The sequence below is a fragment of the Streptomyces sp. NBC_01433 genome, assembly GCF_026340105.1.
In the GTDB taxonomy this organism is placed as follows: Bacteria; Actinomycetota; Actinomycetes; order Streptomycetales; family Streptomycetaceae; genus Streptomyces.
Window position 1 is genome coordinate 5,826,088 of sequence record NZ_JAPEPM010000001.1, and the last position, 14,853, is coordinate 5,840,940.

A 14,853-nucleotide genomic window follows, 5' to 3' on the forward strand; every position below is an offset into this window, starting at 1 on the left:
GGTCTCAGCGGCTGATCGCGCGCCGGGGGAGCGGTGAGGAGTACACGACGCTCGTGGTGACGGAGCCGAGGGCGCCGATCCGTCCCGCGACCTCCTCCAGGTGGCTCATCGACCGTGTGGCGACCTTCAGGACGAAGCAGTCGTCGCCGGTCACATGGTGGGCCTCCACGATCTCCTGTGTGGTGTCGAGCAGATCGTGGAACGGCTTGTAGTTGCCGTTCGGATAGCGCAGCCGCACCAGGGCGAGGATCGGCAGCCCGAGCCGGTCGGGGTCCACCACCGCGGCGTATCCGCTGATGATCCCCACCTCTTCGAGACGGCGCACGCGCTCGGTCACCGCACTCGGGGACATCGCCACGGCGCGGGCCAGTTCGGCGAACGTCGCCCGGCCGTCGCGCTGGAGTACATCGAGGATGCGCCAGTCGGTGGCGTCCGGGGAATAGTCGGTCATGGGCCAGAATTAGCAGGGAGATCCCCGGCGGATCAAGGCGAGCGCCGGGGATCTCCGCTTCCGGCCGAGGGCCGCTGACCATAGATTTCTGGGCATGACCTCACAGCCCGCCGCCACTGCCGGTGACCCCGTCCTGCGTGTTCCGCCCGCCTCCCCGGCCGTGGCCGCCGCCCACTTCGGCGCCTCGCTCGCCTTCCACGCCGATGTCTCCGACGTCGCCGCGGCACTCGCCTCCGAGGACGCGCCCGGGTTCGTCGTCCTGGATTCCCGGTCCACCGCCGCCTGGGACCAGGGGCACATTCCCGGCGCCGTCCACCTGCCGACCGCCCTCATCCCGGAGCGGGCGGCCGCGCTCCTCGACCCTGCCGTGCCCGTGGTCACCTACTGCTGGGGCCCCGGCTGCAACGGTGCGACCCGCGCCGCCCTGGCCCTCGCCGAACTCGGCTACCAGGTCAAGGAGATGCTCGGCGGATTCGAGTACTGGGCGCGGGAGGGCTTCGCGTACGAGACCTGGGAAGGCGTCGGGCAGCGCACGGCCGACGAGCTCACCGCACCGGTGGACGCCGAGAACTGCGGCTGCTGACCGGCGCACGGCGCCCCGCGTCCGTCAGGGCGGCGACCAGGGCAGCGGCGTCGGCCCCGGCGGGCAGCCCGCTGACCTGCCCGTCGCCCACCTCCACCACCCGCCAGACGCCGTCCTCCCGCAACGCCAGATCGGTGGTCACCCACCGTCGTCCGAGCCGCCGCACCGCTTCGCGCACGGCGGTCAGGTCAGGTGTGGGCAGGTGCTCCGGAGTGTCGGGGTGCGCGGTGACCAGCACCGGTTCACCGTCCACCCACCACACCCGTGCCTCGCCACCCGGCACGAACGCCTCGAACGCGCGCAGCACCACGCCCCCGGCGAGGAAGTCGCCCTGCAGCTCGACGAACCGGCCGACGACGGTGGCGAGCCGTTCCGGGTCGGTCAACTCCGTTATGTAGCACGCCTCGTGCCAGTCGTGCTTGCGGGACTTCACGAAGTCCTTCACGATCCCGGGTCCCGGACCGAGCGGTGCGGCGAGCGTGGACCAGGACGAGCCGCCGGGGGCAGGGCTCCCCGGTGCGATGGCGCGCCAGACGCTGCGCGGGGTCAGCTCGGCGAACGTCTCGTACCAGCCCGGTAGTTCATGCGCTCCCCGGTACGCGACCGCGTCCGTGTACAGCGAACAGCCCCGCGCGCGAAGCGCCTGTTCCAGCTCCCCGTACCGGGCGGCGGGCACCATCCAGCCCCGGTACCAGTACGGGCCGGAGCCCCGCTCGATCCGGGCCGTCGCCCCGGCGGCGTCCCCGGCGAGCAGCGCGTCATGGTCGAGCAGGGCGATCCGGCCGCCGGACGCCCGCACGGCGGCGGCCTCCCCGGCGAACTGGGGGTCGGGCCGGCCGGGACGCAACGGGTCGGCGCAGAACAGGAATCCGGTCGTCGGGGACAACGCGTGCGACCTCGTTTCGGGTGAACGCCCGTCCTCGGACGGGGGCGGCGACTGGTAGTACGTGGTGATGAACGTCGAGATCAGCCCACCGCTGACCGGCCCGGAACTCAACGCCCTCTTCGCCGCCGCCCGGCCCGGTCACCGGCCGACGACGGCCGGGCTCATGGCCCTGGACTGAACGGACCCTGGACTGAACGGAGCGGAGCCGAAACCGGCCGCACGGGCGCCGCCCGCGCGCCGGATCAGAGCTTCGACAGCTCGTCCACCAGGTCGTCCAGACCCAGCGAACCCTGCGAGAGCGCCGCCATGTGCCACGCCTTGAGGTCGAACGCGTCCCCGTGCGCCTTGCGGGCATTCTCCCGGCCGAGCAGCCAGGCGCGCTCGCCCAGCTTGTAGCCGATGGCCTGCCCCGGCATCGACAGATAGCGGGTCAGCTCGCTCTCCACGAAGTCGGCCGGCCGGCCGCTGTGGCTGCCGAAGAACTCCTGGGCCAGATCCGGGGTCCAGCGCTCACCCGGGTGGAACGGTGAATCCGCCGGGATCTCCAGTTCCAGGTGCATGCCGATGTCCACGATCACCCGGCAGGCCCGCATCATCTGGGCATCCAGATAGCCGAGTCGGCGCTCGGCGTCCGGCAGGAAGCCCAGCTCGTCCATCAGACGCTCCGCGTACAGCGCCCATCCCTCGGCGTTCGCGCTGACCTGACCGACCGACGCCTGGTAGCGGGACAGGCTGTCGGCGACGTGCGTCCACTGGGCGATCTGCAGGTGATGCCCGGGAACGCCCTCGTGGTACCAGGTGGAAACCAGGTCGTACACCGGGAAACGGGTCTCGCCCATGGTCGGCAGCCAGGTGCGGCCGGGGCGCGAGAAGTCCTCGGAGGGGCCGGTGTAGTACGGGGCGGCGGCGCCACCGGGCGGGGCGATCCGGGACTCCACCTTGCGTACCCGCTCGGCGAGTTCGAAGTGGGTGCCGTCGAGCGCCTCGATGGCCTCGTCCATCAGGTTCTGCAGCCAGTCACGGACCTCGTCGACACCCTCGATGTGCTTGCCGTGCACATCGAGGTGGGCGAGGGCCTCCCAGGGACCCGCGCCGGGCAGGATCTTCGCGGCCTCGGTCTTCATCTCGGCGAGCAGCCGGTGGTATTCGGCCCAGCCGTACGCGTACGCCTCGTCGAGATCCAGGTCGGTGCCGTTGAACTGGCGCGACCAGCGGGCGTAGCGCTCACGGCCCACCGTGTCGGGCGCACCCTCGACCGCGGGGGCGTAGACCTCGCTCATCCAGTTCCGCAGCGTCGCGAGCGCGGCCGTGGCCTGACGCGCGGCGTCGTCCAGGTCCTCACGGAGCGCGGCCGGACCGGGGGCGGCGAAGTCCTCGAAGAACGACGGGCCGTTGTTCCCGCTCCATTCCGTCAGCTGCTCGACGAACGTGGCGGTCGGGCGCGGCCCGCCGTACATCTTGCGCTCCAGGCCGAGGGCGAGTGAGGCCCGGTACCCCTCCAGCGCCGCGGGAACCGCGCGCAGCCGGTCCACCACCGCTGCCCAGTCCTCGTCGGTCTCGGTCGGGGTGACCGTGAACACCTCACGGATGCTGTGCGCGGGCGAATGGATGTTGGAGACGGCCCGCAGCCCCTCGTCGGCTTCGTGGACGGCCAGTTCCGCGGTCAGGCGCTCGCGCAGCAGCCGCCCGCACCGGCGTTCCGCGTCACTGTCCGCGCCGGGCAGCAGCTCCGCGGCATCGAGCTCGGCCAGCGTGGCGCGGGCGAGAGCGGCGACGGCGGCCTGACCGGCCGGTGAGAAATCGGGCAGGCGGCGCGAGCTCTCCGCCACGCCCAGATAGGTGCCCGTGATCGGGTCGAGTTCGATGAATGCGTCGACGTAGGCGTCGGCGACCTGACGGGGCAGCGCGCGGCTCGATGTGTCTGACATGCGGACATCCTCGTACGGCGTGGCCCTCCGCGTCACCATCATTCGGTGTCAGGCGTCCGGATCCGCATCTTTGCCGGGCGCCGGGGAACCGGTCCGGGTCCCGCCGGTCTGGCTCGCACCGGTTTGCGTCCCGCCGGTCTGGATTCCGTCGGCCGGCATCCCGCCAGGTGGCAGCAGGGGGCCGCACTCCCACTGCTGGAAGATCAGCCGGGTCTCCACCCGGGCCACCTCGCGGCGCGCGGTGAACTCGTCCAGCACCAGCCGCTGCAGATCGGCGGTGCCGGCCACCGCGACATGGACGAGATAGTCGTCCGGGCCGGTGAGGTGGAACAGCGCACGGGACTCCGGCAGGGCCCTGATCCGTTCGACGAACGGGCCGATGAGTTCCCGTCGGTGGGGCCGGACCTGCACCAGAAGGAGGGCTTCCAGACCGCGGCCGAGCTTGGCGGGGTCCAGACGCAGCTGATGGCCGAGGATGACACCGGAGCGGCGCAGCCGGGTCACCCGGTCCAGACAGGTGGAGGGCGCCACGCCCACTTCGGCGGCGAGCTCCCGGTACGTGGTCCGTGCATCGTTCTGTAGCAGTCGCAGAATGTGCAGATCGACCGGATCCAGGACGACAGAATCAGCCATCAGGCGAACGTAGCACGGGGTTTTCGCTCTACTTTCCGGTAGCTGTTCAGAGTGACCGCATGGACAACGAAGTCTCGATCACGCCCGCGACCCCACCCCGGTCCAGGGCACTGGCCACCGAAGCCGTGCATGCCGGACGCGACGATCTCGCCTCACTCGGCCTGCACGCCCCGCCGCTCGACCTGTCCACCACCTACCCCTCGTACGACTCCCGGGGCGAGGCCGAGCGGATCGACACGTTCGCCACCACCGGCGCCCGGCTCGACGGGCCGCCGGTCTACGCCCGGCTGGACAATCCGACCACCGCCCGTTTCGAGACGGCACTGGCCCGGCTGGAAGGAACCGACAGCGCCGTCGCGTTCGCCAGCGGAATGGCGGCGCTCACGGCGGTCCTGCTGGCCCGCGCGAGCATGGGGCTGCGCCATGTGGTGGCCGTCCGCCCTCTCTACGGGTGCAGCGACCACCTGCTGGGAGCCGGACTGCTGGGCACCGAGGTGACCTGGACCGACCCGGCGGGCATCAGCGACGCGATCCGGCCGGACACCGGCCTGGTGATGGTCGAGACGCCTGCCAACCCCACCCTGGCGGAAGTCGACATCCGGGCCGTCGCCCACTCCTGCGGCACGGTTCCGCTGCTGGTGGACAACACCTTCGCGACGCCCGTCCTCCAGCGGCCCGCCGAGCACGGGGCCCGGATCGTCCTGCACAGTGCGACCAAGTACCTGGGCGGGCACGGCGATGTGATGGGCGGCGTCGTGGCCTGCGACGAGGAGTTCGCGGCCCGGCTGCGTCAGGTGCGGTTCGCCACCGGTGGCGTACTGCATCCGCTGGCCGGCTACCTGCTGCTGCGCGGGCTCTCCACGCTGCCGGTGCGGATACGCGCGGCGTCGGCGAGCGCCGCCGAACTCTCCCGCCGGCTCACCGCCGACCCCCGGATCTCGCGGGTGCACTACCCGGAGCTGGGCGGGGCGATGGTCTCCTTCGAGGTGTACGGGGATCCGCACCGGGTGATCGCCGGGGTGCGGCTCATCACCCCTGCCGTCAGCCTCGGCAGTGTGGACTCGCTGATCCAGCATCCGGCGTCCATCAGCCACCGCATTGTGGATGAGGGAGACCGGCAGGCGTCCGGTGTCGGCGACCGGCTGTTGCGGATGTCGGTCGGCCTGGAGGACGTCGAGGACCTGTGGGCGGATCTGTGCCAGGCGCTCAGCGACGGGCCTGCTCAGCCCATGCGGCGTGTTCGGTCTGCTGAGCCGGAGTGGCCGGAGCGCTTGAAGTCGTCGGAGCGTTCGAAGTCGTCGGAGCCGTCTTCAGCCGGGCGGTGATGACCAGGGTGCCTTCCTCGATCTGGTAGTCGAGGGGCAGTCCGAGCGCGCGCATGGCAGCGACCATGCCGGTGTTGTGGGACTGCGTCACGGCGTAGACGCTCTCGCAGCCGGCCGCCATGGCGAGCGCCACCAGGCGGCCGAGCAGTTCGGATCCGATTCCCCGGCGCTGCCAGTCGTCCTCGACGAGGAGGGCCACCTCGGTCTCGTCCCCGTCCCAGAGCAGGTGGCCCAGCGCCACCAGCCGGTCGGAGGCCGTCTGCACGGCGAGGGTGCGGCCGAAACGCGGGCTCAGCAGGTGGTCCAGGTACCGGTCCGCGCCGCCGACCGGGCCGTGGTACCGCAGACCGAGCGTGCGCGGGGAGCAGCGGTCATGCATCGCGCGGGCGGCGGCGAGGTCGTCGCGGTCGGCGCGGCGCACGGTGATCTCGTTGCCTTCGGGGAGGGTGAGCACGTCCTCGCTGCGCGGGACGCGGGGGCCGAGCCGGGCATCGAGCTCGACCAGGGCACGGGCACGGGCGAACTCGGTCGGTGTGAAGGGCAGATAGGGGCGTTCGACGGTGATGACCCCGCCGGACGGATCGCGCAGCCGCATCACGGTCTCCTCCAGCACGCCTTCCACCGGTGCGCTCTCACCGGTCGGGCGGCCGGTGATCGAGACCGCGGGCAGCGAGTGGATGGTGCAGCGACCGAGCAACTGGCGCAGGGCCAGCGGAAGCTCCGCCGCGTCCAGTGCGGTACGGGTGGCCAGCCCCAGGACGCGGGTCGGGGTGTCCACGAGATCGTGGGCGTCCGCCCGTTCGGTCCAGGTGGAACTGCCGCCCGCCGCGGAGATCTCCCGGGTCAGCTCCTGGGCCTGGAGCGTCGCGGGCGCGCGGAGCAGGAACTCGTCGACGGTGCCGTGCGCCAGCGGGTGCGTCTGAAGGGTGAGGATGTCGATCCGGAGCCGGGCGAGCGCGGTGCACAGCACGGCCAGGCTGCCCGGGGTGTCCCGTACGGTCGTCCGCATCCGCCACAGCACCGTGTCCTCGGCGGACAACGATGGCCCCTTCCCGGTGGACGCCGCGACCGCGCCGGGATCCCCGGCGGAGCCCGCGTCGCCGGGGCCCGGCGGTGGGGCGTGGCTGTGGCGCCGTGCCCACCAGGTGTGGAAGGTGGCCGTGGCAACCAGCGCCACGGCCGACGCGATCAGAAGATAGGGCCCGTCCGGCTGGTGACCGATCAGGTTGGCGATCGCGTCGGCAACGGCGACCGCCGTGAACAGTGCGGCCAGTTCGATCAGGTCCCGGCGCCAGTGGTGTGGACGCCGGGCAGTCTTCGCGGATGTCACATCAGTCATGACCTCACTGTGACTGAGCGGTGTTGCCTGATCACGAACGCCTTGTGACTGATGGGTTAAGTGTGGATCTGGTCGCCTATCGTCGCTTTTTGGTCAGATTCCACGGCCTGATTCCGCCTCTTTCCCTCATCCGTCCCGCTGATGCCCTCGTCGTTCGTGGAGCTGGAGCTGGAGCTGGAGCCGGAGCCGGAGCCGGAGCCGGAGCCGGAGCCGGAGCTCTGCGAGCCAGCTCCGGCCTCGGTCCCGGCACTGGATCCGGTGCCGCAGGCGGTGAGCAGGCGGCCGGCCTGCCGCACCAGCTGCGAGGCACCCTTGCGTCCCGCCATCGTGGTGAGCCCCTTGATCGGCGCGAGGTCCTCGACGCCGCTGCGTTCCGCGCAGTCGGCGGCAACGGCCAGCACCTCCCCGAGGCCGTGGGGAGGCTTCGGATACGTCAGCAGCGAAGGCAGCAGTTCCACCAATACCGAAAGCACCGTTCGGTACGCGCCGGTGGCGGCAGCCGTCCGCGCCGAGTCGGCGATCCGGCTGGGTTTCACCAGGTCGTGATCGATGAGGATCGCCAGCTCCCGGCCGAGCAGGGGCGCGTCCAGGCGTCCCTGGGCTGCCAGCACCAGCAGGGCGTCCACCGCCGACAGCCGGTCCTGGGGGTGTCGGGCCCCCAGCCCGTAGGCCAGGGCCAGATGTATCGCGCCGCCGGCCGGGCCGCCGGCCTCGGCGAGGACGGGGAGTGTCCAGGCCGCCCCCTGCGTGCCCTCGTCCGCACAGTGCATCAGGTTGGGCATCAGCCATGCGGCCAAGGTCTCCCCGTCCTCGGGCAGTGCGGCGATCCAGTTCTCGGCACGCCCGCCCATCCAGTGGTAGCACTGGCGCGCGTCGGGAAGATGCGGACGGCCCAGCCAATGGAAGGAACGCGGGAACTCCTGCTGGATCACCAGACGCTCCTTGGTGGCGAGCAGCACCCGCCGGGTACCGGTGGCCGAGCGCTGCCACCAGTTGCCGGACGAGGGCGGGCCGCTGGGCGGGCGGTGCCGCAGCACCGGCGCCAGTGGTTGGTCCGCATGTATCCAGGAGGCCAGCCGGTCGCCCTCGGCGGTGCCGAGCAGGGCGGCGGCCGCTGCCGCCTCCTGCTCCCCGCTCCGGCGTACGCGCAGCAGGGCCTGGGCGAAGTCGACGGGGCCGGGATCGGCGCCGAGCCGCTGGTACGTCCGCAGCCGCTCGACCAGCTCGGCCGGGTCCAGCGACCCCGTGTGCCAGGTCGGCGTCGCCAGCAGGAACGGAATCCGCGCGGTCCGCACGGCAGCGGCTGCCTCCCACATCCGGGCGAACAGCACGCCGTTCAGCGCGGCATGGGCGCAGGTGCCCGTTCCGGTCCAGCGGGCGCTTCCGTCGTGTACGGCGGTGGGGGACACCAGGCCGAGAAGGGAGGCCGCGACCAGGTCCAACCCGCCGGGGTCCCTGGCGAATCTCCTGTCCATCTCATCCTGCGGGGTTCCGCCGAGGAACCAGTGCCCGGCCAGCGCCTCGCGCAGCGCTGACTCCAGCGCCGACCGGTCCGTCCGGGCGTGCCGGATCAGCCCGTCCAGCGCCCGCTCGAAGGCCGTGGTCTCCCGTGAGCCGGACTTCACCAGGGCCGCCACCTCCTCGACGAGCTCGGCGACGCTCTCCGGTGCCGGTTCGAGTCGGCGCAGGACGGGCGCGGGCGGCAGCAGTTCCTCATAGGGACCGCTGTCGGAGGTCTCGTCCGGGAGGTCACCGAACAGCTCGGCAGCCGCGGCCCGGTGCATCTGCCCCATCTGCCCAGCGGCGAGGGCGAGTTCCTCCCGGAGTGCGTCGTCCGCGGCCGGGAGATGCCGGGCGACCAGCTTCAGTGCCCGCTCCTGGATGTCCGTGTCCTCGTGACCGAAGGCTTCCGCGACGACGGGCAGCAGCTCGTTCGCCGCCGACGCGTCCCGGCGCAACGCCTTCCCCAGAAAGACCAGTTGGCTGCGGACGAGCTTCTTCTCCCGGCGGAAGAGCACCGAGCCCGAGACGTCCGCGAGATCCCGTGTGGTCAGCCTGCCGAGCCCGTCCAGCCGGGTGAGGACGGTCTGGGCGTGGCCCGCCACGGTCGAGATGCCGTCCGCCGCCATGCCCATCCAGTCGGCGAGCCGTGCCGTCTCCTCCTGTTCGGTCAGGGCGAGCCGACGCAGCAGCACCAGGAAGAAGCGCTGCTCGCCGGGCTTCCCGCCGCGCAACAGCCGCGTCACGCATCCGTCGACCAGCACGGCACGGTCCAGCAGCCCTTCCCCGGCCAGCGCGATCAGCGCGGCCGGCCAGTGCCTGAGCGAGTCGGGGTCCTCGTACCAGCTGAGTTGCGGCGGCAGCTCCGGCAGTTCGAAGATGCGGGGCACGAGAGTGGCCAGATGCGGGTCGGCGCGCAGGACGTCCAGCAGAGACGTGGCGGACGGACTCTGCCATCGCGCCAGGCCGCACCGCTCGGTCCAGCCCAGGACCAGACCGTCCGTGGCGGGAATCGGGCACTGGGCGATCCGTACCAGCTCGCAGACGAACCAGTATTCGGACTCCGCGGTGGCCGACCGCTCGGCCAGTCGCTGTGCCAGGTCGCCGAGCCAGGCCGCATCGCGGTCCGCCAGCGCTTCCAGGACGAAGGGATAGGGCGACCTCGCCCAGTCACGCATCTCGCGGGAGCCGATCCAGGCGGCGCAGCCGGCCGCGCCCGAGTGGCAGCCCGCACCGGCCACCAGGAGAGCCTTCCGGATCTTTTCGCGCTTCCGCCACTCCCAGGTCCGCGACTCCTTGCGCAGCTCCTTCAGCTCCACCAGCGCCGCCCTGCGACCGGCCCGGTCCAGCCGGAGCACCAGAGCGGGAACGTCCTCCTCGCGGCCTTCCCGTACCGCTGTGAGCAGCTCGCTCATCGCACACCCCCGGCAACCGTCGCACCGCGGCGGACCATCCGGACGGCCAGCGCGTGCTTGCACGGCCCCCGCCGTCCCCGGTAGTCCGCCCACCACTGGCAGGTACAGCTCAGCACCCCGTCCTTCTCCCGGACCCGGTACCCGCGCTCTCCGGAGGCCACCGAAGCCAGCTCACCGTCCAGGGTCACCGCGCCCGAACCGGCGAGCTTCCGGGCGGCCACGAGCCGCGGATTGTGGCGCTCGGCCCGGTCCGCGTCATAGGGCAGCTCCCGGTGGAAGTACGCGGCGTCCGCCAGGTCGTAGCCCACCCGGCCGGCCGTGCCGAGCCGGGTGAGCGCGGCCCGTACGCGCTCGACCGTCAGTCCCGACTGCTCGGCCAGATCGGCCGGCTCGATCCGGGGCTCCCAGGCGAGCAGCACGGACACCAACTCCGCGTCCGCGGCGGCATCGTCGGTGGCCAGCGCCTCAAGGACGCCACCCTCACCGGAGAACCCGCGTGAGGCCTCGGGCGACAGCGTGAGCGTGAGCCGCATCCCCGGCAGCACCACCTCCCAGGCGCTCGCCGTCTCCGCGCCGTCGGCCACCGGCCCGTACACCCGGAGGGCCGACGCGTGACGCAGCACCCGCTGGAGCGCCACCAGCCGCTCGGGCCCCGGCAGGCACACCGCCCCCGGAACCGGTCGGGTCGTCGGTCGCAGACCGGCCCCCGCGGCAACTACCCACTGGGCGCCGCGCGAGGCATTTCCCGAGGAACGCGGCAGGGACCGGAGGAACCTGACAGCCTCCGCCGCAGACAGCTCGGCCCGCAGATCGAAACCGGCCGAGGCCACCTGCGCCTCGGCGAAACCGCGCAGCCACCGGTCCGGCAGCGGAACCTTCTTCTCCACCACCGGGCCGTCCAGCGTCGTGACCGCCATCTCCTCGGGACCGACCCGCAGATGCAGCGGATCGTCCGCCGATATCCGCGAAAGCGCCTCCCGCAACGGGTTGTTGACGTCGACATTCGTCGTGCCGTGCCCCGTCCGTGCCCCGTCCAGACCTTCCCGCAGCACATCGAGGCGCGCGTACACCCCGCAGCAGCCGGAGAACGACTCGAAGCGCAGCCGGTCGCCGTTCCCCGTCACCACCGGATCGAGGGACGCGGCCAGTGACCGCTGGTAGTAGCGCGTGGAAGCCACGTCGGCCACCGCCAGCAGACCACGTGCGGCGATGCGCGGCGAGGTGAGGAAGCCGTTGAAGAACCGGGGATGGGCCTCGGCCCCGCGCGGGGTGAGACCACCTGCGGTCTCCAGCCCGAGCAGGGCTCCGGTCTGCGAGGACTCCAGAGCGGAAGGGCGTGAGTAGGCCAAAGCCTGAACGGATCGGGTCATGGAAAAACCGTAGGGCCCACCACTGACAATCGGCCCCGGCAGACGCTCCGGGGCTGGTTCAACGGCGCGCGCTCACCGTCCCGTCGGTGACCCCTCACACCTTTGGACGCATGGGCGGAACGCGCGGATTCACTGCCCCGTCAGCCCCGGCTGGAGGACTTTGCTGAACAGCACGGAACCGCCCTCCGCGCGCAGCCGTACCGTCAGTTCTCCACTGTCGCCGTCGATGTCGACCTCGCCGAAGAACTGCGGAGACTCCATCGGGGACACGTTCGCCCGGTCCGGGGCGCGCACGAAGACCCGTTCGGGACCGAAGGTGCCGTCGAGCGCGTTGGCGGGGAATCCACCGGCGGCCAGCGGCCCCGAGACGAACTCCCAGAACGGTGCGAAGTCCTTGAAGGCCGCCCGCTCGGGGGCGTAATGCTGAGCCGAGGTGTAGTGCACATCCGCCGTCAGCCAGAGTGTCCCGGTGATCCGCCTGTGCTTGATGAACCGCAACAGCTCGGCGATCTGCAGCTCCCGGCCGAGAGGTGCGCCGGGGTCGCCCTGTGCCACCGCCTCGAAGTCCGTCGCGCCGTCCGTGACGACGAGCCCGAGCGGCATGTCCGCCGCGATCACCTTCCACACCGCCCGGGAACGCGACAGTTCCCGCTTGAGCCAGCGCAGTTGATCGGCACCGAGGATGCCCGTCGCGTCATCGGGCTGCCGGCCGGGGGAGTTGGCGTTGCGGAAGGAGCGCATGTCGAGGACGAACACATCGAGCAGCGGACCGTGCCGCACGACACGGTGCACGCGGCTCTCGCGCGATGAACCGTGGAGCGTGGAAACCGGGAAGTACTCACGGAAGGCGCGCATCGAACGCGCGGCCAGTATGTCCACGTTCTTCTCGGTGTAGCGCGCGTCGTCCAGGATCTGGCCGGGGTACCAGTTGTTGCGTACCTCATGGTCGTCCCACTGGACGACCGAGGGAATCTGCGCGTTGAACCTCCGCAGATTCTCGTCCAGGAGGTTGTAGCGGAAATTGCCCCGGTACTCGTCGAGGGTCTCGGCGACCTTCGCCTTCTCCTCGGTGGTGATGTTGCGCCAGATCCGCCCGTCGGGCAGCGTCACGCTGGGCTCGATCACGCCGTCCGCGTAGATGTTGTCCCCGCTGCACAGGAAGAAGTCCGGGTCGAGGCGGCGCATTTCGTCGTACACCCGGTAGCCGCCGATGTCCGGGTTGATGCCCCAGCCCTGTCCGGCGATGTCACCGGACCACAGGAAGCGCACACCGTCCCGGCGGCGGGCGGGAGCGGTACGGAACGTTCCGTACACCGGCCTGCCCGTACGGCGCGGGTCGTGCGGGTCCGAGAGCGTGACGCGGTAGTGCACCTGCACACCCGGGGGCAGGCCGTACAGGGGAGTAGTGCCCGTGAAGTCGGTGCCCGAACCGACCAGCGGCCCGTGCCATCGCCTGGCCCGGCGGAAGGACTCGGTGGCCGAGGTCTCCACCAGCATCCGCGCCGGCCGGTCCGACCGCACCCACACGAGCGCGGACGACGGCGTCACATCGCCCACCTGCACACCCCAGGCGGCCTCGGGCCGCCCCGAGAGCGCGAAGGCGGGCGCCGCCGCGACAGCGGTGGGCAGCGTGACAGCCGCCGAGGCGAGGAGCGAGCCGCGCAGGACGGTTCGGCGGCCGGGGGAGTGAATACGCGTGCGGTTCGGCATCGGTGCGCCTCCAGGGCGAGGGGACAGGGCGAGCGGGCAGGCCGAGCGGGCAGGGTGGTGGTACAGCGGTGGCGGTGCGCGGGGCGATCATTGAATGGCCGATCGCCCCGCGACATGCCTAGTGCCCGGTGGCGGCCGCCACACCAACCCCAGGTGAACAACCGGACCGGTCCCGCACGCCCGCCTGCGCAGCCCGCTGAGAGTCGGCCAACAGCCCCACACCCCGCCGGATTTCGGCCGGGGTCAGATGGGCATAGCCGAGCACGAGCCGAACGGCGCGGTCCACGGTCCCGGCCGTCGCGGCCGTCCCTGGACCGGCCACACCCGCACCCGCCGTCCCTGGACCGGCCGTACCCGCCGTCCCGCGACCGGCCGCACCTGTCCCCGCCGTCCCCCGGCCGAGCGCATCCGCCCCCGTCGTCCCGCAGTCGCGCAGCGGCCGCAGTGCGATGCCCGCCCCGGCCGCCCGCTCCAGGAACCGGGTTTCCGGGCCGTATCGTCCGGGAAGCCGCGCGATGATGTGCAGCCCCGCCGCGATGCCACTGACTTCGGTACCGGGAAAGTGTTCGCCGAGTGCGCCGACCATGGCGTCGCGACGCTCCCGGTAGGCGCGCTGGCAGCGGCGCAGCTGCCGGTCGTAGCCGCCGCGCGCGATGAAGTCGGCCAGCACCGCCTGGTCGATGGCGGGGTTGCCCAGGTCCATCGTCCGTTTCCGCGCGACGATGCCCTCGGTCAACGACGCGGGCGCGATCAGCCAGCCCAGCCGTAGTCCGGGGGCCAGCGACTTGCTCACCGAACCGGTGTACGCGACATGTTCGGGATCCAGTCCCTGAAGCGCGCCGACGGGCGCCCTGTCGTAGCGGAAATCCCCGTCGTAGTCATCCTCCATGATCACCCCGTCATTGCTGCGCGCCCAGTCGAGCAGTCGGCTGCGGCGCTTCGCGGAGTAGGCGATTCCGGTGGGGAACTGATGGGCGGGTGTGGTGACGACCGCGCGCACGCCGGAACTCAGCAACGGTTCCACCGCCAGCCCCTCGTCGTCGAGCGGCAGCCGGACGACGCCGAGACCGGCCGACGCGAACAGCGAAGCGTGCTCAGGGCTGCCCGGGTCCTCGACACCTACGGTGGACAGCCCCTGGTCGCGCAGGACGAAGCCGAGCAGGGTCGTGGCCTGCGCCACGCCCGAGCAGACCACCAGCCGTTCGGGATCGGCAACGACCCCGCGCCGCCGGGTCAGCAGGGCGGCCACGGCTTCCCGCAACTCCGGCAGCCCACGCGGATCGGGGTATCCCAGGGCGCTGTGCGGCAGCCGGTCGAGGACCGCGCGCTGGGTGGCGGCCCAGGCGGCGCGCGGGAAGAGCGAGAGATCAGGGGTGCCCGGCCGGAAGTCCACCCGTGCGCCGGGCGCACGCGGCGCCAGGTCCCGCGCCCCGCGTGCCGCTGCCCGGACTCCGCCGCTCACCCAGGTACCCGCGCCCCGCCCGCTGCGCAGGTAGCTCTCCGCGACGAGCTGCTCGTACGCCTCGGTGACCAGACCGCGCGACACTCCGAGATCGGCGGCGAGCTCACGGCTGGACGGCAGCCGGGTCCCCGCCGCGAGACGGCCCGAGCGCACCGCCTCGCGCAACGCCGACTGGAGCGCACGACCGCGTTGCCGCGCCGGTGCGGCAACGGCGGGGAGCAGCAGCTCCCACGCCGCGGAGGCGGAGTCCA

At 71.9% G+C, this 14,853-nt stretch carries 11 protein-coding genes; 2 read left to right on the forward strand and 9 right to left on the reverse strand.

Annotated features, from left to right (window positions below; translation table 11 throughout):
• Positions 1–4: 4 nt before the first annotated feature.
• Positions 5–451 carry an Lrp/AsnC family transcriptional regulator gene (locus tag OG413_RS26120; RefSeq protein WP_266809263.1) on the reverse strand — a complete coding sequence of 149 codons (447 nt, stop codon included), beginning with the start codon at positions 449–451 and terminating at the stop codon, positions 5–7.
• 94 nt (positions 452–545) lie between these two features.
• Between OG413_RS26120 and OG413_RS26125 the strand changes: the two genes are divergently transcribed.
• Complete coding sequence (locus OG413_RS26125; RefSeq protein WP_266809265.1) at positions 546–1,034, forward strand: rhodanese-like domain-containing protein; 489 nt, start codon at positions 546–548, stop codon at positions 1,032–1,034.
• On the opposite strand, the gene OG413_RS26130 is transcribed toward OG413_RS26125, so the two are convergent.
• The 3 genes from OG413_RS26130 to OG413_RS26140 form a co-directional block, all read right to left on the reverse strand.
• Positions 997–1,920: an ATP-grasp domain-containing protein gene (locus OG413_RS26130; protein ID WP_266809267.1), complete on the reverse strand. Its 924-nt coding sequence runs from the start codon at positions 1,918–1,920 to the stop codon at positions 997–999. The two genes, OG413_RS26125 and OG413_RS26130, sit on opposite strands and share 38 nt — an antisense overlap.
• A gap of 242 nt (positions 1,921–2,162) precedes the next feature.
• Complete coding sequence (locus OG413_RS26135) at positions 2,163–3,848, reverse strand: DUF885 domain-containing protein (RefSeq protein WP_266809268.1); 1,686 nt, start codon at positions 3,846–3,848, stop codon at positions 2,163–2,165.
• 48 nt (positions 3,849–3,896) lie between these two features.
• On the reverse strand, positions 3,897–4,481 hold the full coding sequence (locus OG413_RS26140; protein WP_266809270.1) for an Lrp/AsnC family transcriptional regulator: 585 nt from the start codon (positions 4,479–4,481) through the stop codon (positions 3,897–3,899).
• 59 nt (positions 4,482–4,540) lie between these two features.
• Here OG413_RS26140 and OG413_RS26145 point away from each other — a divergent pair, with 59 nt between their 5' ends.
• On the forward strand, positions 4,541–5,806 hold the full coding sequence (locus OG413_RS26145) for a PLP-dependent aspartate aminotransferase family protein (protein ID WP_266809272.1): 1,266 nt from the start codon (positions 4,541–4,543) through the stop codon (positions 5,804–5,806).
• Here the strand turns inward: OG413_RS26145 and OG413_RS26150 are convergent.
• From OG413_RS26150 to OG413_RS26170, 5 genes are all read right to left on the reverse strand, one after another.
• Complete coding sequence (locus OG413_RS26150; RefSeq protein WP_266810369.1) at positions 5,688–7,136, reverse strand: GNAT family N-acetyltransferase; 1,449 nt, start codon at positions 7,134–7,136, stop codon at positions 5,688–5,690. The two genes, OG413_RS26145 and OG413_RS26150, sit on opposite strands and share 119 nt — an antisense overlap.
• A 65-nt stretch (positions 7,137–7,201) precedes the next feature.
• Entirely contained in the window at positions 7,202–10,060 is a 2,859-nt protein-coding gene (locus OG413_RS26155; protein ID WP_266809274.1) for a DUF6493 family protein, read from the reverse strand.
• The gene (locus OG413_RS26160) at positions 10,057–11,430 is read right to left on the reverse strand and encodes an SWIM zinc finger family protein (protein ID WP_266809275.1); all 1,374 of its coding nucleotides are present in this window, start codon (positions 11,428–11,430) and stop codon (positions 10,057–10,059) included. Before OG413_RS26160 ends, OG413_RS26155 begins: the two co-directional genes overlap by 4 nt.
• Before the next feature lie 129 nt (positions 11,431–11,559).
• Positions 11,560–13,140 carry an alkaline phosphatase gene (locus OG413_RS26165; protein WP_266809277.1) on the reverse strand — a complete coding sequence of 527 codons (1,581 nt, stop codon included), beginning with the start codon at positions 13,138–13,140 and terminating at the stop codon, positions 11,560–11,562.
• 118 nt (positions 13,141–13,258) lie between these two features.
• Entirely contained in the window at positions 13,259–14,827 is a 1,569-nt protein-coding gene (locus OG413_RS26170; RefSeq protein ID WP_266810370.1) for a PLP-dependent aminotransferase family protein, read from the reverse strand.
• Between the last annotated feature and the right edge of the window lie 26 nt (positions 14,828–14,853).